The 17,936-nt window shown below is 71.6% G+C and carries 14 protein-coding genes; 10 read left to right on the top strand and 4 right to left on the bottom strand.

Annotated features, from left to right (window positions below; genetic code table 11):
- Positions 1–170 precede the first annotated feature (170 nt).
- Positions 171–1,148, top strand: a complete 978-nt coding sequence (locus C5507_RS09240; RefSeq protein WP_242611341.1) for a bile acid:sodium symporter family protein — start codon at positions 171–173, stop codon at positions 1,146–1,148.
- Between the two features lie 455 nt (positions 1,149–1,603).
- Here C5507_RS09240 and mobF read toward each other — a convergent pair whose 3' ends face one another.
- Positions 1,604–5,260, bottom strand: coding sequence for a MobF family relaxase (gene mobF / locus C5507_RS09245; protein ID WP_104528225.1), 3,657 nt, complete (start codon positions 5,258–5,260; stop codon positions 1,604–1,606).
- A gap of 905 nt (positions 5,261–6,165) precedes the next feature.
- On the bottom strand, positions 6,166–7,134 hold the full coding sequence (locus tag C5507_RS09250; RefSeq protein WP_104528267.1) for a LysR family transcriptional regulator: 969 nt from the start codon (positions 7,132–7,134) through the stop codon (positions 6,166–6,168).
- A 166-nt stretch (positions 7,135–7,300) separates the two neighbouring features.
- On the opposite strand from C5507_RS09250, the gene C5507_RS09255 reads away from it, so the two are divergent.
- The 6 genes from C5507_RS09255 to C5507_RS09280 all read left to right on the top strand — a co-directional run bounded on the left by C5507_RS09255 (position 7,301) and on the right by C5507_RS09280 (position 12,514).
- The gene (locus C5507_RS09255) at positions 7,301–7,708 is read left to right on the top strand and encodes a hypothetical protein (protein ID WP_092200905.1); all 408 of its coding nucleotides are present in this window, start codon (positions 7,301–7,303) and stop codon (positions 7,706–7,708) included.
- A gap of 17 nt (positions 7,709–7,725) precedes the next feature.
- Positions 7,726–8,601 carry an alpha/beta fold hydrolase gene (locus C5507_RS09260; RefSeq protein ID WP_092200908.1) on the top strand — a complete coding sequence of 292 codons (876 nt, stop codon included), beginning with the start codon at positions 7,726–7,728 and terminating at the stop codon, positions 8,599–8,601.
- A gap of 53 nt (positions 8,602–8,654) precedes the next feature.
- On the top strand, positions 8,655–10,130 hold the full coding sequence (locus C5507_RS09265; protein ID WP_092200911.1) for an aldehyde dehydrogenase family protein: 1,476 nt from the start codon (positions 8,655–8,657) through the stop codon (positions 10,128–10,130).
- A 395-nt stretch (positions 10,131–10,525) separates the two neighbouring features.
- Positions 10,526–10,786, top strand: a complete 261-nt coding sequence (locus C5507_RS09270; RefSeq protein WP_092200914.1) for a hypothetical protein — start codon at positions 10,526–10,528, stop codon at positions 10,784–10,786.
- Positions 10,783–11,208 (top strand): type II toxin-antitoxin system VapC family toxin, encoded by a 426-nt coding sequence (locus tag C5507_RS09275; RefSeq protein WP_104528227.1) that lies wholly within the window; start codon positions 10,783–10,785, stop codon positions 11,206–11,208. The genes C5507_RS09270 and C5507_RS09275 overlap by 4 nt, the downstream gene beginning before the upstream one ends.
- Before the next feature lie 151 nt (positions 11,209–11,359).
- Positions 11,360–12,514: a tyrosine-type recombinase/integrase gene (locus C5507_RS09280; RefSeq protein ID WP_092200919.1), complete on the top strand. Its 1,155-nt coding sequence runs from the start codon at positions 11,360–11,362 to the stop codon at positions 12,512–12,514.
- Positions 12,515–12,533: 19 nt separating this feature from the next.
- Here C5507_RS09280 and ychF read toward each other — a convergent pair whose 3' ends face one another.
- Together ychF and C5507_RS09290 are read right to left on the bottom strand one after the other, a co-directional pair.
- Positions 12,534–13,607 (bottom strand): redox-regulated ATPase YchF, encoded by a 1,074-nt coding sequence (gene ychF / locus C5507_RS09285; protein ID WP_104528228.1) that lies wholly within the window; start codon positions 13,605–13,607, stop codon positions 12,534–12,536.
- 103 nt (positions 13,608–13,710) lie between these two features.
- The gene (locus tag C5507_RS09290) at positions 13,711–14,217 is read right to left on the bottom strand and encodes a hypothetical protein (RefSeq protein ID WP_130504329.1); all 507 of its coding nucleotides are present in this window, start codon (positions 14,215–14,217) and stop codon (positions 13,711–13,713) included.
- A 122-nt stretch (positions 14,218–14,339) separates the two neighbouring features.
- On the opposite strand from C5507_RS09290, the gene C5507_RS09295 reads away from it, so the two are divergent.
- The 3 genes from C5507_RS09295 to C5507_RS09305 all read left to right on the top strand — a co-directional run bounded on the left by C5507_RS09295 (position 14,340) and on the right by C5507_RS09305 (position 17,915).
- Positions 14,340–16,640 (top strand): MMPL family transporter, encoded by a 2,301-nt coding sequence (locus C5507_RS09295; RefSeq protein WP_104528230.1) that lies wholly within the window; start codon positions 14,340–14,342, stop codon positions 16,638–16,640.
- Positions 16,637–17,377 carry an LmeA family phospholipid-binding protein gene (locus C5507_RS09300; protein WP_104528231.1) on the top strand — a complete coding sequence of 247 codons (741 nt, stop codon included), beginning with the start codon at positions 16,637–16,639 and terminating at the stop codon, positions 17,375–17,377. Before C5507_RS09295 ends, C5507_RS09300 begins: the two co-directional genes overlap by 4 nt.
- Positions 17,378–17,480: 103 nt before the next feature.
- The gene (locus C5507_RS09305) at positions 17,481–17,915 is read left to right on the top strand and encodes a hypothetical protein (RefSeq protein WP_130504328.1); all 435 of its coding nucleotides are present in this window, start codon (positions 17,481–17,483) and stop codon (positions 17,913–17,915) included.
- Positions 17,916–17,936 lie beyond the last annotated feature (21 nt).

Below are 17,936 nucleotides of genomic sequence, written 5' to 3' on the forward strand. Positions count from 1 at the left end.
CTGACAGGGACAGCCGGTGGTGGGCTGGACGAAGGCCGCCGGCGGGGCCTCACCTGGCCCGCCCGCCGGGGTAGTAGTGCCAGTACTGGTACGAGCAGCATCCTTGTCACCGCCCACCAATGCCGCCGACCATGTCGCTCACGTCATACCTGGGAAAGGTTGGGACACCTGTGAGCGTCGCAGCGGTCAGTGGCTTCGTCGGGCGATGGTTCGCCCTCATCGTCGTGGCGGCGGGCGGAATCGCGCTCCTCGTGCCCGACACCTTCGCGGGAGGGACGGTCGCCGTCCCTTACCTGCTGATGGTGATCATGCTCGGGATGGGCATGACGCTTCGGGTCAGCGATTTCGCCATCGTCGCCCGACGGCCCTGGGCGCTGCTCATCGGTGTCGCGGCGCAGTACGTGGTCATGCCGGGCCTGGCCTGGCTGCTCACGCAGACCCTGGACCTCCCAGCCGCTGTGGCCGCAGGAATCATCCTGGTCGGCGCAGCCCCGGGAGGCACGGCATCGAACGTCATGGTGTATCTCGCGAAGGGGGACACCGCCCTGTCCGTGGCCATGACCTCGGTGTCGACGCTGCTCGCGCCGCTGCTCACGCCCCTGCTCGTCCTCTGGCTCGCGGGCGAGTACCTGCCGGTCGACGCCGGGGGGCTGTTCGTCTCGATCGTCCAGATCGTCGTCGTGCCGGTGGTGCTCGGTGTCGTCCTGCGCGCCGTCGTCCCACGCGTCGTGGAGACCATCCTGCCGGCGCTGCCGCTCATCTCGGTCGCCGGGATCACCGCCGTCGTGGTCGTCGTGGTCGCCGCCAGCTCCGAGACCATCCTGTCGGTCGGGTTCCTGGTCGTCGTCGCGGTGGTGCTGCACAACCTGCTGGGCTACGGCGTCGGATATGCCATCGGAAAGAGCTCCAGGATGCCCACGACCGCGCGCCGGGCCATCGCCATCGAGGTCGGCATGCAGAACTCCGGACTCGCGGCCGGTCTCGCGACGATTCATTTCAGCCCCGCGGCTGCCTTGCCGGCTGCGATCTTCTCCGTCTGGCACAACGTCTCGGGGTCGCTCCTGGCCAGCTACTGGGCCCGGCGAGACCCCGACGAGGCCCGTGGGGCGGTCCTCAGCGCGGCCCCGGTCCAGGAGACCGGACGGTGACCGGGCACCCTCGGCCCCCGAGCCGGCGACCCGGCGGGGAAGGTCGGGTCGATCCACGGACGCTGAGCCGGTCGGCTTCCCGGCCGTAGAGCCAGCCTGCGCAGGGGCGACTCAGCAGTGGTATCCGAGCAGTCAGCCACGCGCTGACCTGCACGCACGAGCGGGAGTCACACGTTGAAGCGGAACGTTCCCTGCGTGATTGAGCGATCTTGAGCATGACTGAAAACCCGCGTTGACCTGCGCTTTCGCCGTTGGCTGATGTTGGTGGTCGACGGCCTCAAATGAAATTCTTGTGGACTGAGTGTTGCCTGACGTCCACGCGCTCGGGCGTGTCGCAGACCGTCTTGAGGCGGGCACATCCGCACTCTCCGTGACGGTCGCGACGTCTCCCCCAAAGGCCATGGGCGCAGGTACTCGCTGGCAATGTGCCCGTCGGTAGACGGGCTGCGGGGGGCTCACCGTCCCATACGCGGTCCGGCACCCGGACGTGGTCCGAGGCTCGACGGTGGCGGTGGCGGTGGCGGTGGCACATGGACGGGCCACTCGTTCGGGGTTCTCCGAACGTCGCCTGCTCGGCGGGCAGTCCGCTCGGCGTTCCGTCGGCGGGCACGCCACGCGTCGTGCTCATGGGCGAGCCGCTCGGCAGGCTGCGCCTGGGCCGGTTCGGCGGCGGGGATGGCGAGGTGTTCGGCCCGGAGGGTGGCGATGCGTGCCCGGGCGTCGGTGAGCTCCTGCCGGGTGGCGGCGATGTCTCGGTCCAGCTCGGCGAGCCGCGCCTCGGGCTCGGGGGTCCAGGCGGCTGGTTCCAATCCTCGGAGTCGCTGGTCGCGTTGGCCGTGGGCCTCGGCCAGCGCGGACCGGGCCTGCTCGTGCTGCTGCCGTGCGGCGTCGGCGGCGGCGCCCTGGGCGCCGTGCTCGGGGTGGGCGGCTTCGGCGGCGCGCTGAGCGGAGGTGTCGAGTGCCGCCCACAGCGCTGGTCGGTCATCGAACCAGCCGGCCAGGCGCGCAAGCTCCTTCGCATCGCTGGGCAGGGAGGAAACGTGGGCGCGCCATCGGTCGGCCCAGTCGGCGAGCTGCTCGCCGGCGCGGGCGACCGCGCCCCGGCGCAGCCCGAGCCGGCCGGGCCCGTCGAGCACGACCTTCGCCGCCGCGCGGGCGGCCCCGCGTTCGCCGTCCCAGGAGCCCAGCAGTCTGTCGCGGATCCGGTCGGCCTCGGTGGCGACCGCGGCCGCGCTGGCCTGGGCCCGCTGGTGGGCCTGCTGGGCGGCGATCGCCGCCCGCTCCCGGGCGGCCCCCAACCTCGCGAGTTCGCCGGCGTGGGGAGCTTCGAGCGCGACTACCTCTCGCAGCTGGTCGCGCTGCGGCTGCCAGAAGGCCAGCCGGTCCAGGCAGTTCTGCTCGACGGTCCACGCCCGATGCAGGTCCGCCACGACGTGCTCCAGGGGACGAGGTGCGGCGTAGCGGGCGGCCTCGGCGGCGGCCTGTTCAGCAGCGTGGGAGGGGCCGAGGTCGGCGCGGTCACGGGCGAAGACAGCGACCCACTGCTCACGGGCCTCGTCCACGTTGGCGGCGACCAGGTGGGCGGTGTTGGCGGTCCGGCCGCGGGTCATCCCCACGTACGCCGACGCCGCCCCGGTGCGCTCCCCAACCACCAGGTGCGTGGCAGTGACCGTCTCCCCCTGCACCCCGTGCGCGGTGCTCGCGTAAGCCAGATCCACGTGCGCGGTGACGTAGTCGGCGGGCAGCACCCGCGTCCCTTGCGGGTCCGGGGTGACACCGCCGGGAACGTCCCCGCTGGCAGGGCCGGCGGGGGTGACAAGCAGCGCGCCGCTTCGGCCGACGGCGGTGACGGTCCAGATGTCGCGGTTGGCCACGCCCAGGTCGCGGTCGTTGCGGCGGGTGGCGATCCGGTCCCCGACGCCGATCCGCTGCCCGGCCCCGGTGATGGCGACGCGCTGGTCGTCGACGCGGCCGTCGGCGGCCAGCCGGTCGCGGATGGCGGCGTTGAGGTCGGCGGCCTGCTCGCGGGTGTTCATCACCACCGCCACGGACTCGCCGCGGCGGTGGTGGCCGGCGGCGGCCGCCGCGATCGCATCCTGCAGCGCGGTCGCATCCGGGTGCAGCCGGATCTGCCCGCGCGCCAGCAGCGCGTCGAAGACCGCGGCGGGGTCGGCGCCGGTGCGCATGGCCAGGGTCAGGTCCGCGTACTCGGTGTCGGGCAGCACCAGGCCGGCGTCGCTGCGGGTGAAGCGATGCACCGCCTCGAGTGTCAGGTGTGCCGCCGGGTCGACTGCGTCGGCGGCAAGGTCCAGGACGCCGCCGCGGCCGACCGCGGCCAGTTGGTGCCGGTCGCCGAGCAGCGCCACCCGCACCTGGCATTCGTCGGCGACGGTGAGCAGGGCGCGGGCGGTGTCCTGGTCCAGCATCCCGGCCTCGTCGACGACCAGCAGATCCCCCGGACGCAGCCGCGCCCCCGCCTCCGTCGGGCCGGCGTAGACCCGGCCGGTGACCGGATCGGTGTCGCCGGGCGCGAGCCGGGTCCAGGCGCCGTCGGCGTTCCACCGCCAGCCGTGCTGGTAGGCGAGGGACGCCGCCGACCCGGCCGCCGCGCCCACCTCCGCGGCGGCGACCTTGGCGGCCTTCAGCGTCGGGGTGACCACCACCATCCCGCGGCCCTGGTCGTGGAGCAGGGCCCGGGTGGCGGCCAGGGTGGTGGTCTTGCCCGCGCCGGCCGCACCCTCCACCACGGCCAGCGGCCGGTCGCCGGACAGCGCGGCGACCGCCGCTGACTGGCCGGCATCCAGCCTCGCGCCGCCGCCCGCGAGGCCGACCGGCAGTGTCAGGTCCGCGTCCGGTCCGCCGGTCGCGGCGCGGGCGGCGAGCCGGGCGGTCAGGTCGGCCTCGACCTCGAGCACCAGCTGCGACGTCCAGGCCCGGAGGTGCTCGGGCACCCCGTCGCGGTCCAGCAGCGGCAGGCAGCGGTCCATCGCGCGGGCGGTGAGGTCCTCGGCCAGCTCGAAACGCACCGCCGCCCCGGCGACGACGCCCGCGGCGGCGATCAGCCGCTCGACCTCGCCGCGGACGTCGGCGGCGTTCCACGCCGACCGGCCGGCCGCGAGCCGGGCCAGCGTGCGCTGCACCAGCTGGTCTCGGTCGAGGGCGCCGACCGGGGTGGGCGTCAGGTCCACGGGGCCGGCCGGGTCGCGGTAGCCCAGGTCGTACACCCTCGTCCGCCAGCGTTCCGCCACGTTCGTCCCCGGCTGCGGGGTCACCTTGTCCGGGCGGCCGTCGGCCCAGGCGCGGGCGTCCCACGCGCGCCGCAGCGCCGGGCCGGGGCGTTCGCCGGGGTGCGTGGCGGTCCATTCGGCTTCGTAGCGGTCCACATTCCGGGCGATCTGCGCATGCCGTGCGCTGAACGGGCCGGCATAGTCGGCGAGCTCCTGTATTTCTCCAGTAGCGTCCTTCGTGTAGCCGTGCGCGGCGAAGGCGGCGTTCAATTCCGGGTCACACGCCATCGCCGCGTGCCCGATGCCGTTGATCGCATTCAGGGAGTCTCGGATGCCGATGGTGTGCAGGCCCCGCCATTTCCCGGCGGCGAACACGCGGGACAGGATTTGCAGGTGCAGATGCCAGTGTGGATCCTCTGCCCGGGAGCTGTAGTGCCGCACCGTCGCCGCCTCCAGCACCTCCAGCGGCACCTGCACCTGCCCGCCGCGCGGGCCGACCCTGGTGGTGGCGTGCTGCGACAGCCAGCCGATGATCTGCCCGGCGGCGCGGTCTTGGGCCGCATCGTACGCGGCGGCGATGTCCGGATGCAGTGCAGCAGCCAGCGACCAGGTTTTCGGGCCGTTGACCACCACCTCCACGAACCGCACCGCCCGCTCGTCGTCGCGCAGCTGCCCCCGCGGGTGGTCGGTGCCCGGGTCGCGGCCCGCGACCCAGGTCTCGTAGTTGTCGCCGGTCAGCGGCGCGAGTTCGGTCACGTGCCCGTCGGTGGCGGTGAAGCGGCGAGCGAAGCCGGTCCCCTCGGCCAGGTAGTAGTCATCGGCCCGACCCCGGTCGGCCTCCACATAGGCACGGGCGGCTGCCGGGTCGCCGACGTACACCTTCATCCCCCCGTGCATTTTCAACGCCAATCGATAATGACCAACAGGTCACCCCTAGAAACGACGATGGGCCCCGCAAAGCGGGGCCCGAACTACCTCCGAAGGTAGCATGCGTGCCGTTCTCAGGGGAGGTGACTCGATGTCGTCAGACTAGGTTGAGCGGACCGCTTCGCGCGGTATCGGAGTTTGCTTGGTCAGAAGCGTTGGTAACCGTTGAATGATTGATTTGCGGAAACGCGCTGAGCGAGGGACGCGTTGCTGGCTGCGGCGATTGCCCAGGCGGTGTTCACCGTCCGCCGCCTGGCCGTCCCGGAGCCGCCGCCGGCCGTGGCGCACGGGCACCACAACCTTGAGCCGAGGGACCGCCTCGCCAACGGGCTGCTGTGGCGGAGGCTTCCACTCGTGGGCCGGTTATCGCCATGGGGTCTCTTCTCTACCAAGTCCCAGCCTTCCTGACCGCTGCGCGGCTAATCCGTCCGGCACGCGCATGAGGCCGGTGATAACTTCCGACGCGACAGCGACGCGTCGCTAGGCCCCGGCTGTGTTGAGGGCTTCTTGGAAGGCGTGAGGCAGCGGCGGCCAGGCCACCGAGGGTGCGGCAGAAGCGGTGGCGGACGGCGGTCTCGGGGATGTCGTCCCTGTGGGCGAGGCGCTGTTCAAGGGGGCGGGTGTCGCCGGGCTTGGCCTAGACCCCGTATACGCCCGCCACCAGATGGGCCTGGCCCGATGGGAGTGCGGCGTCGAGCTCGAGTAGCTGTCCGCCATCAACCCCGGCTGGGTCGACCTCGTGCAGACGATGAACGCGCAGCTCGCGGCACGGCCGCCCCGCTGAATGGTCGAAGAAGACAGGTAGCGCTGCCCCGGTGCCGGCGCCGTAGGCCGCGCGGGCGTCGGCGGCGGGCGCGGCGGTTCTACTGACCCACGACGGCCAGCCCCAGTGGCGCGGCAGCCGTGGGTTGGGGGGGAGTCAGCGCACCGGGGACGAGGTCGAGGGCGGCGAGCATGCGCGCGGTCTCGACGAAGTCGTTCACGGGTGGGGCGTCCATGTCGTTGCGCCAGGCGATCGCCAGCGACGAGGGCGGCAGCCCCTCGACCGGGATGAACGTGAGGCCGGGGCGGTCGTAGAAGCGCTGCGTCGACGCCTGGGTGAACGCGACACCGCGGCCGGAGAGGATGGCTTCGAAGCACTCGTCGACGCTGCCGACCTCGGCGCCGAGCTTGACTGTGTGCGGGCCGCGGGTGTCGGTGGCCAGCCAGAAGTCCCGCCAGTACTCGGGGGCGCGTCGCGCGACGAAGGCTTTGTCGAGGACTTCCTCCACGCTGATCCGGCGACGGCTGGCCAGCGGGAAGTCGGTCGAGGTGACCAGCAGGCGGGGCTCGACGAAGAGCGTCTCGATGCTCAGCCAGTCGTGCACCAGCAGTGGTGGGCGGACGAAGGCGACGTCGACGCTACCGGTGGCCAGGCCGACGTAGGGGTCGGCGAAGTCGTGAGAGCGCATCTCGACTTGCACCCGGGGATGCCGGGTCTGGAAGGCGGTGAGGATCTTGGGGGTCAGCTCGGCGGCGGCGTTGCCCTGGAACCCGACGACGAGCGTGCCGTGCACTCCTCGCGAGGCCTCCCGGGTCGCGGCGACCAGCCGGTCGGCACCGGTGAGCAGGCGGTGCGCTTCCTCCAACAGCACCGTGCCTACGACGGTGAGTTCGACGTGCCGGCTGGTGCGCTCGAACAACCGCACACCCAGGGAGTGCTCCAGCTTGCGAATCTGAACGCTCAGCGAGGGTTGGGAGATGTGCAGCCGGGCGGCGGCGCGGCCGAAGTGAAGTCCCTCCGCCACGGCGACGAAGTACCGGAGTGAGCGCAGTTCAGGCGTGTCCGGCACCACACCAAGTTAGGCCGTGAGCTGCGCGGACACCAATAGAGCGTGCCTATCGGTCCGTAGGGAGCAGGTATTGGACGTGCGGCCGGCGCCGCCGTCTGATGGTGACAGCCGCCACAGGGCTCGCCCGGTGGCCGGTCATCCCCGTTCCCTCAGAGAGGACTCAACGATGAGTGCGCCCACCCGCGCCCCGTCGGCCGAAGCATGGGCCACGGCCTTCACCGACGCCAGCAACACCGACCCCGAGATCCAGGCGCACGGCAAGTACTTCACCTGCTCCTACCTCCTGGACGCCACCGAGCGGACCTACGTCATCCAGGTCGAGTCCGGCAAGGTCACCCACGTCACCGTTGACCCGGGCCCCCTGGACGTCGCCTACCAGTTCGCCATCCGGGCCTCCGCTGAGACCTGGCGCGGGTTCGGTGAGGAGACCCCCGCTGCCATGTTCCACGGCATCTGGGCGGCCAGCTTCCAGCGAGACATGAAGCTCGAGGGCGACCTCTTGATCCTCATGCAGAACCTGCGCTGCATCACCCGCCAGGTCGAGCTCCTGCGCGTCGTCGGCTCCCCGGTCTGAGGAAGGGAATAACCCCCATGAGCAACAGCAAGATCTCACCCGTCACCGGCCACTACGTGACCGTCGACGTCGACGGCCTGCAGTACAAGGTCTTCTACTTGGAGAACGGGACCGGTCAGCCGATCCTGTGCCAGCACACCGCCGGCTGCCACAACCACCAGTGGCGCGGGCTGCTGGAGGACGAGGAGATCACCGCCAACTACCGGGTCATCGCCTACGACCTGCCCCGCCACGGCAAGTCCGACCCGCCGGAGAACACCGAGTGGTGGAAGGAGGAGTACCAGCTCTCCGCCGAGCACTACTCCAACTTCATCATCGCCCTCGCCGACGCCCTCGAGCTGGAGGACCCGATCTTCATGGGGTCCTCGTTCGGCGGGAACGTCGCCCTGCAGCTGGCCCTGCGCCGGCCCGACCGGTTCGCCGGTGTCCTGAGCGTCGAGGGCGCCGACTACTCCCCGGGCTTCTACCTGGACTGGTGGCAGCACCCGCACGCCAACGCCGCCCAGGTCTGCGCCAGCGGCACCTGGGACCTGATGGCCCCGCAGTCTCCCGAGGCCGACCGGTGGAAGACCTGGTTCTACTACACCCAGGGCTCCGAGGCCTTCAAGGGTGACCTGCACTTCTACTCCGTCGACCACGACCTGCGCGGCAAGCTCGGGGACATCGACGGCGAGAAGTGCCCGGTCGTGATGATGACCGGCGAGTACGACTACCTCACCACCCCCGAGGACAGCGAGCGCACCGCCAACGCCATCACCAACGGGTCCTTCATCTACATGCCCGCGATCGGGCACTTTCCGATGAGTGAGAACCACCCGGTGTTCCGCACCTACCTGATCCAGGCGCTGGAACTACTGCAGGAGAAGCGGGAGAAGAAGGCCGCCAACGCCTGACCGCGCGCCGCAGGGTGGTCGGCCCGACCGGGTCGACCACCTGCGGCATCGCCATGCCCAGCAGCTCACCGAGAGGACCCGGAGTGCAGCTCGAGACGACCCCCATCCGCGTCGCCGGCGCCCAGGTGTGGGGCTCGCAGACCCAGCCGGTCACCCGCCCCGACGGCGGTGACCCCGCCGGGCATGTGACCGTCGCCGACCCCGAGCACGTCGAGGCCGCGGTGTCCGCCGCGCACCACGTGGCACCGGAGTTCGCGGGCCTGCCCGCCCACCGCCGTGCCGACGCCCTGGCCCACGTGTCGCGACGCCTGACGGAGTCCCGCGAGGATCTGGCCGCGGTGATCGTCGCCGAAGGCGGCAAGCCGGTCCGCTGGGCCCGGGCAGAGGTCGATCGAGCCGCAGCGACGTTCCGCCTGGCCGGGGAGGAGGCCCGCCGCTGGGTCGGTGACCTGCAGCGCCTGGACACCGACCCGTCGGGAGAAGGCCGCATAGCGCTCAACCGGCGCGTGAGCCGCGGACCCGTCCTGGGCATCACCCCGTTCAACTTCCCGCTGAACCTGGTCGCCCACAAGGTCGCCCCCGCCCTGGCCGTGGGCGCACCCATCGTGCTTAAGCCCGCCCCCGCCACACCACTGTCAGCCCTTTTCTTGGGTGGCCTACTCGCCGAGACAGACCTCCCCGCCGGGTCCTGGTCGATTCTCACCGTGCCCAACGAACGCATGAACCCTCTGGTTACCGACCCGCGACTACCGGTCGTGTCCTTCACCGGCTCCGGGCCAGTCGGCTGGGGGATCCGCGACCTCGTACCCCGTAAGCACGTTACCCTCGAACTCGGCGGCAACGCCGCCGTCGTCGTGTGCGCCGACTGGAACAGCCTCGCCGACCTGCAGCGCGCTGCCCAGCGGATTGCCACGTTCGGCGTCGGCCAAGCCGGCCAGTCCTGCATCTCCGTGCAACGGGTCATCGCCGACCGCAGCGTGTTCGACCAACTGCGCGACCTCGTCGTCGCCGAAGTCCAAGCGCAGGTGCTCGGTGACCCAGAGCGGGAAGAGACCACCCTGGGCCCGATGATCGACGAACGCGCCGCCCAGCGCGCGCACTCCTGGATCACCGAAGCCGTCGACGCCGGCGCGCACGTCCTCACCGGCGGCAGACGCGACTACGCCCGCCTTGAGCCGACCGTGCTGGTCGACGTGCCCCCCGGAGCGCGCGTCGACCGCGACGAGGTCTTCGCCCCCGTGCTGTCCCTACGAGCCGTCGACGGCCTCGACGAGGCGCTCGCCGCCGTCAATGACTCCGATTTCGGACTGCAGGTGGGGGTCTTCACCCACGACATCACCACCGCATTCCGCGCACACCGCGACCTCGAGGTCGGAGGCGTCATCGTGGGCGATGTCCCCAGCTACCGCGCCGACCAGATGCCCTACGGCGGAACGAAGGGCTCCGGCATCGGACGCGAAGGCGTCCGCTACGCGATGGAAGACCTCACCTACGACCGTACCCTGGTCCTCACCGGCATCGACCTCTGAGGGCACTCACCAGACCCGCAGCAGACCGGGTGCCCACGTGAGGACTGCCGATTTAATCGTTCACTCTGTCGGCCGCGGGACAACCGGTGCGTAAGTTCGTCGCAACCATGTGGCGGGCGCGTCTCCGCTCGACCAGCCGCGCGTCGTTTTTATCCCGCTGAGGATCCCCAAACGGAACTGCCGGGGTGCGACGGTTGGTCACTTCCCAGCCAGCTCCCGCTAACCGCTTCCTGGCCGGCTGGGGTGGGTCGGGGGAAGGGTGGGCCGAAGGCCCAGCCCGGAGGGCCGCGCAGCGTCCTTCCGGCGACCAACGATGCCGGCATACTGGCGCGGAGGGAGCGGCTCCAGCGATCTTGGCTTGGCTCGTTGTCCGAGAATCCCGGTACGCTGCGATCATGAGTTCCGCCGACGGCTGGGACCTGACGGTCCCCGAGGATGCAGCCGAGCTGCTCGCTGAGCTGCGTCGCCACGGCGTGCGGCCCGGCCAGCGCCTGCATGTGGTGCGCGCGGATAAGGAGCCGGAGCAGCCAAGCGGCGAAGACGCTGCCCGGCCCACCCGCGCGAAGCTCGACTTCATCGGTTCGGTGCACGGTGGTCCCGCGGACCTGTCCATCCGCACTGACGAGTACCTGCAGCGAGGCTTCGGCCGCGAGTGATCCTCGTCGACACGAACGTTCTCGTGGCGGCTGCCCGGACCGCCGACACCAATCACGACGCCGCGGCGCAATTGCTCGAGACCCTCGACGAGCCGCCGCTGGTTCCACCCACCGTGCTCGCGGAGGTCTGTTACCTCCTCAACGAGTGGGGTGGACCCGGCGCCGAGGTCCGGTTCCTTCGCGACCTCCGACCCGGCGGCCTCCGACTCGCCGAGCTGACCACTGCCGACGTCGCACGCATGGCCGATCTGGTTGAGCGGTACGCGGACCTCCGTCTCGGCGGAACCGACGCCTCGCTCGTCGCCATCGCCGAGCGCCTGCGCATCGATCGGATCGCCACCTTCGACCGGCGCCATTTCACGGTCGTCCGCCCCGCCCACGTCGCGACGTTCACGCTGCTTCCCGGGATCACGTCAAGCTGACCGGATGCCCCGCCGGGCCGGGCGGGGCGCGGCGCGCGGTCGAACTCCGAGGACGGCGTCGGGGCCCGGACACGGCGCAGTGTCAGGCCCTCGGACTACGTTCGGCCGCGTCGGTGTCCGGCGAGGTCCATGCGGATTGAAGGGCGGAGCCATGGCGAGCATCCAGGACCGGTGGCGTCGCAAGGACCCGGCCACCGGCCGCCTGGTGCCCACGGGGCTGGACGGCAAGGGGCTGCGCTACCGCCCGCAGTTCCGGGACCCGTCGGGCCGCCAGATCATGAAGGGGTTCGCGCTCAAGCGGGACGCGCAGCGTTGGCTGACCGAACAGACCGCCCACATCGTTCGGGGCACCTACGTCGACCCGGGCGCCGGTCGCACTACGTTCGCCGAGTTCTACGCGGACTGGTCCAGCCGGCAGGTGTGGGCACCGGGGACGGTCCTCGCGATGAACCTCGCGGCCGGTTCGGTGCCGTTCGCCGACCTCCCGCTGAGATCGCTGCGCCGCTCGCACGTCGAGGGCTGGGTCAAGGCAATGGTCAACCGCGGTCTTGCCCCCGGCACCGTGCACACGCGGGTGAACAACGTGCGCGCCGTCCTCCGCGGCGCCGTCGCCGACAGGCTGATGGCGAGTGATCCGAGCGTCGGCGTCGCGCTCCCCCGGCGCCGCCGGGCGGCAGCCGCGATGACCCTGCCCACCGCAGCCCAGGTCGGCGACGTCCTCCAGGCCGCCGACGACGCCTTCCGCCCGTTCGTCGCCCTCTGCGCGTTCGCCGGCCTGCGGCTCGGCGAGGCCGCCGCCGTCCAGGTCGAAGACATCGACTTCCTGCGGCGCACGCTCACCGTCACCCGCCAGGTGCAGCGAGGCGGCGCGGGCCGGGTCGAGGTGCGGCCGCCCAAGTACGGAAGCGAGCGGGTCGTCTTCCTCGCCCCGGGGCTTGTCGACATCCTGGCGGCGCATGTCGCCGCGTTCTGCCCGGGTGGTGGATGGCTCTTCACCGGAGAAGCGGGACAGCCCCCGCACCAGAACACTGTCGGCTACCGCTGGCGCACCACCACCGCGGCGGCCGGCATCGCGGGGCTTCGACTGCACGACCTCCGGCACTTCTACGCCTCCGGCCTGATCGCGGCCGGCTGCGACGTCGTCACCGTGCAGCGGGCCCTCGGGCACGCCTCCGCCACCACGACACTGAACACGTACAGCCACCTGTGGCCGAGCGCCGAGGACCGCACCCGGACCGCCGCGCAGGCCTTGCTCGCAGATTCTTGTGGACTGAGTGTGGATTCGGAGGGATCAACAAGCCGCTGACCTGCGGTTTTATACCTATCTACACGTTGAAGCGGAACTCCACGACGTCGCCGTCGGCCATGACGTACTCCTTGCCCTCCATGCGGACCCAGCCCTTGGACTTGGCCTCGGCCATGGAGCCGGCCTCGACCAGCTGGTCGAAGCTGACGATCTCGGCCTTGATGAAGCCGCGCTGGAAGTCGGTATGGATGACACCGGCGGCCTGGGGCGCGGTCGCGCCGACCGGGATGGTCCAGGCGCGCGCCTCCTTGGGCCCGGCGGTCAGGTAGGTCTGCAGGCCCAGCGTGCGAAAGCCGACCTTGGCCAGCTGGTCCAGCCCCGGCTCGTCCTGGCCGATGGAGGCCAGCAGCTCGGCGGCCTCGTCGGCGGGCAGCTCGATGAGCTCGGACTCGGTCTGCGCGTCCAGGAAGATCGCCTCGGCCGGGGCGACCAGCCCGCGCAGCTCGTCGAGCAGCTCGGTGTTGGCCAGCTCGTCGGCGTCGACGTTGAAGACGTACAGGAACGGCTTGGTGGTCATGAGGCTCAGCTCGCGCAGCGGCTCGGGGTCGACGCCGGCGGCGAACAGGGTGTGGCCCTCGTCGAGGATCTTCTGCGCGGCCTGGGCGGCGGACAGCAGGCCGGCGCGCTCCTTGTCCTTCTTGGCTTCCTTCTCCAGCCGCGGAACGGCCTTCTCCAGCGTTTGCATGTCGGCCAGCACGAGCTCGGTGTTGATCGTCTCGATGTCGTCGGCCGGGCTGACCTTGCCCTCGACGTGCACGACGTCGGGGTCGGTGAAGACGCGGATGACCTGGCAGATCGCGTCGCTCTCGCGGATGTTGGCGAGGAACTTGTTGCCCAGGCCGGCGCCTTCGCTGGCGCCGCGGACGATTCCGGCGATGTCCACGAACGAGACGGTCGCCGGGATGATCTTCTGGCTGCCGAAGATCCCGGCGAGGGTGTCCAGCCGCGGGTCGGGCACGCCCACCACACCGACGTTCGGCTCGATCGTCGCGAACGGGTAGTTCGCCGCGAGGACGTCGTTCTTGGTCAGGGCGTTGAACAGCGTCGACTTGCCGACGTTGGGCAGGCCGACGATCCCGATGGTGAGGCTCACGGGAGTCCAGCGTACGGGCCGGTCGCAGCGACCCGGCTGGGTCATCGACGGTCGACCGGGCGCCCGGACCGCTCGACGGAACCGCGGATCTCCCCGGCAGCGGTCAGCCGGTCGGTGAGGCCGGGGGCTCCGATGCCCCCGGGCTCCCGGAGGTGGCGGGCGCCTCTCCGGGCGACCGGCTCGGCACCTGCCCGACGACCTCGCAGTCCTCGATGTTGACCTGCAACCGCTCCTGGAGCGGCTGCAGCCGGCGGACGACCTCGTCGAGGCGTGCCGCGTTCATCGCGGCGAGGCCCTCGGCGAGATCGTCGACGACGTCCACGGTGTCCTGCGCGGCGTTGATCGCCCGCAGGCAGGCGGCGTTGACCGCCAGCTCCCCCGTGACGCCGGCCGGCAAGCCAGGGGTTGCCGCGGCCGGGCCCCCCGGGTCGGACGTCCCCGCGGCTCCGGGAGCGGCGCTCGACGGCACCGGCGCGCGCCCGGCCAGCAGGGCGATGGTGACCGCTCCGATGACCAGCCCCAGCAGGAACACCCCGGTGAGCGCCCACCAGCGCAGCGCCCGTCGCAGCACGCCCCCTGTCTCCGGTGACCTGGTGCCTTGCTCGGACATGGGGGCTCCTCGCGTCCAGCGGCGTCTCCTCGGGGCCCTTACCCTGCCAGTGCGGTAGCCAGACGGCGGCGCGACGGGGAGGCCCAGGTGCGGGTGCCCGGAACCAGCGTTCGGGCGCAGCCATGACCACCCCCGGACGCGGACCGGCGCGGTCCTCACCCCTGGCCGGCCTCGCGCACGGCTACCGGTGGGCGGTGGTGCGCGGCCGCTGGTTCGTGGTCGCGGGCTGGATCCTCGCCACCGTCGTCGTGTCGATGGCCCTGCCGTCCTCCGGAGGTGGCGGTGGCGGCCGGATCGGCAGCCTGCTGCCGGCCGAGAGCGAAGCGGTGGCCACCCAGGCGCGCAGCCTGGCGTCGTTCCGCGTACCGGTGCTCTCCGAGACCTCCGTGGTGGTCCACGACCCGGACGGCCTGAGCGTCCTCACGCGTGCCGACATCGCGCTATGGGCCCTCACCTACACCCAGACCTACCTCGACGGCACCGCGCCGTCCGGTGACGGCAACATCGTCGCCGCCGTCCCCATCCCCACCTCGTCGCCCACGACGGCGGTCACCTACCTGTACGTCACCGGCGGGACGTCGCTCAACGACACCGCGGCGCTCGCCCAGCAGTACGCGGCGCACTTCGACAACCAGCGGTCGGTGCAGACCTACGTGACCGGGGTGGTCCCCGCCCAGGTGCGGCAGGCGTTCTACCTGCAGTCCCGCATCCACATCTTCGAGATCGCGACTCTGGTGCTCATCGCGATGGTGGTGGGGCTGGCCTTCCGCTCCGTCGTCGCACCGTTCGTCGTCCTCCTCACCGCCGGGCTGGGCTACCTGGTCGCGATCCGCAGCCTGGGACTGCTGGCCTCCTCGCTGGGCTTCGCGCTCCCCGACCAGCTGCAACCGCTGATCGCCGCCCTGCTCATCGGCGTGATCACCGACTACTGCGTGCTGTTCTTCTCCGGCCTGCGCCAGCAGCTCGAGCGGGGCCTCCCCCGGCTGGAGGCGGCCTACGAGGCCACCCGGGTGGAGGCGCCGATCATCGCCGTCGCCGGCATCACGGTCGCGGCCGGCACGGCGGCGTTGCTGGCGGCCGACTTCGAGCTGTTCCGGGCGTTCGGCCCCGCGCTGTCGCTCACGGTGGTCGTCGGGGTGCTGGTCTCGCTCACCCTCGTGCCGGCGCTGATGGCGATCCTCGGTGCGCGCCTGTTCGCCCCGGGAGGTCCCCGTCTGTCGCGGGAGAAGGCCGGGCGAGGGGTCGGGACGCTCGTCCGGATCATCGTCGACCGGCGCGGGGCCGCCGTCGCCGCAGCCCTGAGCGTGGGGTTCCTCGCCCTCACCGCGCTGCCACTGACGAGCCTCCGCCTGGACCTGTCGTTCACCGGCGGCCTGCCCGGTGGAGACCCGGTGGCCCGCGGGGCGGCGGTCCTGGAGGAGGCCGGGCTGCGGGGCGTGGAGGCGCCGACGGAGATCCTCGTGGAGGAGCCCGGGGTCGCTGATCGACGCGAGGACCTCGAGCGGCTCCAGGCGGCCATCGCCGACCAGCCCGGTGTCGCCGAGGTGCTCGGCCCCGCGCAGAACCCGCTGCCCGACAACTACGGCGTCGTCTTCTCCGCCGACGGGAGCGCGGCGCGCTTCGTGGTGATCCTGGACAGCGATCCGCTGGCTGCGCCGGCCATCGACGACCTCCGGGCGCTGGACTCCCGGCTGGAGGTGCTCGCCGCAGAGGCCGGACTCGGCAACGCGACCGTCTCCCTCACCGGCCAGACCGCGATCGCCGGGGAGCTGGCGGAGCTGACGGCGGACAACCTGCGGCTGACGCTGCTGGTGGCGCTGGCGGTCGAGCTGGTCATCCTCGTGGCCTACCTGCGTGCACTGCTGGCCCCGATCGCCCTGCTGATCACCAGCGCGCTGGGTGTCGCCGCAGCGCTGGGGCTGACCGTGGTCGTCTTCCAGTACCTGCTCGGCGATCCCGGGATCACCTTCTACGCACCGTTCGCGACGGCGGTGCTGCTGGTCGCCCTCGGTTCGGACTACAACGTCTTCGCGGTGGGCTCCATCTGGGAGGCGTCCGGCCGGCTGCCGCTGAGCAGGGCCATCGCCGTCGCGATGCCGAGCACGGCCCGGGCCATCAGCGCAGCCGGTCTCATCCTGGCCACCACGTTCGCGATGGTGGGGATCATCCCGTTGGACACCTTCCGCCAGGTGGCCTTCACGATGGCGGTCGGCCTGCTCCTGGACACCTTCCTCATCCGACCGGTGCTCACGCCCGCCGTGCTCGTGCTGCTCGGTCGCACGGCCAGCTGGCCGAGCCGGAGGGTGCGCACCGAAGCGGTGTCGGCCGAGGAGCTGCGGCGCACCGCACTGGCAGCGGCTCGCGACCCCAGCGGCAGCACCGGCAGCGGCGAGGCGCTGGAGCTCGTCGGGGCGAAGCGATGACCGCCGTCCTCTCGGCCCTCCGGGTCCGGATCTCGACCGCGGTGCTCGCCGCCAGCGTCGTGCTCGGCACCGCCCTGCTGCTGTGGGGCGCCGACACCCTCGCCCGCTGGACGGTGGAGGGCTACGTGGCCAGGCAGGTGCAGGCTCTGACCGGCGTGCTGGAGGTCCCGTCGGTCGAGGTCCGCGGCACCTTCTTCTTGCCGCAGATGCTCAGCGGCCGGTACGAGCACGTGGAGATCGGCATCGAGGACCTGCGCTCGGGGCCGCTGCGGCTGGAGCGGATGACCGCGGAGCTGACCGGCGTGCACGTCGCGTTCCGCGACCTCGTCGGGCAGAACGTCGTCCCCCTCTACATCGAGGAGAGCCGGGAACGCGCGACGCTCACGTTCGAGGACCTCAACCACTACCTGGACGTCACCGGGCGACCGGTCGTGGTCGAGAGCGCCCCGGACGGCGAGGTGCTGCTCACCGGGGCGGTGGAGGTGTTCGGCCAGGCGATCTCGGCGTCGTCCCGGATCGCCGTGGGCACCGACGACGGCAGCCTGTCGGTGAGGCCGACGGGACTGCAGACGGGCACCGTCCTCGACGGCGCCGGCGAGGCCCTCCTGCGCCAGCGGTTCACCTTCCTGGTGCCCATGGATCCGTTGCCCTTCGGGCAGCGGATCGTCGCGGTCGCCGCGGGAGACACCGCATTCCACGTCCAGGCCGGGGGCAGCGGGGTGGTCGTCGCGCCGTGACCCCGGGGAGGTCGTCCGGACCCCCGGTCAGGGTTGATGACAGGTGTGTGGCGATCGCCCTCGATCGGTCCATTTGTGACCTGGATCACCCTAGCCTGGTTCCATGGGTACCAGACACAGCCGAAGATCAGCGATCGTCCTCGCCGGCGGCCTCTTCGTGGTCCCGCTGGCCGCATGCACCGGCACCGGCACCGGCACCGGCACCGAGGAGAACACCGGCTCATCGGTCCTCCCCAGCGCGAGCGAGGGGGTCGAGTCGGCCACCTCCGCCGCGGCATCGGCCGCCGAGAGCGTCGACGGGGAGGTGGACTGCTCCGGGACCTCCTGCACCGTGAGTTTGAGCCCCGACGCCGGGGACGTCGAGGTGCTCGGCACGCGCCTGGCGTACGAGGGCGTCCAGGACGGCGAGGCCACCGTCGTGGTCGGCGACCGGACCGTGACGTGCGCGGAAGGTGAGTCGGTCGAGGCCGGCCCGCTGACGCTCGAGTGCACGACGGTCTCGGAGGACAGGCTCTCCATGACGGCCTCGCTCGGCTGATCCCGCGAGGGCGCAAGGTCC

The organism is Blastococcus saxobsidens (genome assembly GCF_002938435.1).
Classification (GTDB): Bacteria; Actinomycetota; Actinomycetes; order Mycobacteriales; family Geodermatophilaceae; genus Blastococcus; species Blastococcus saxobsidens.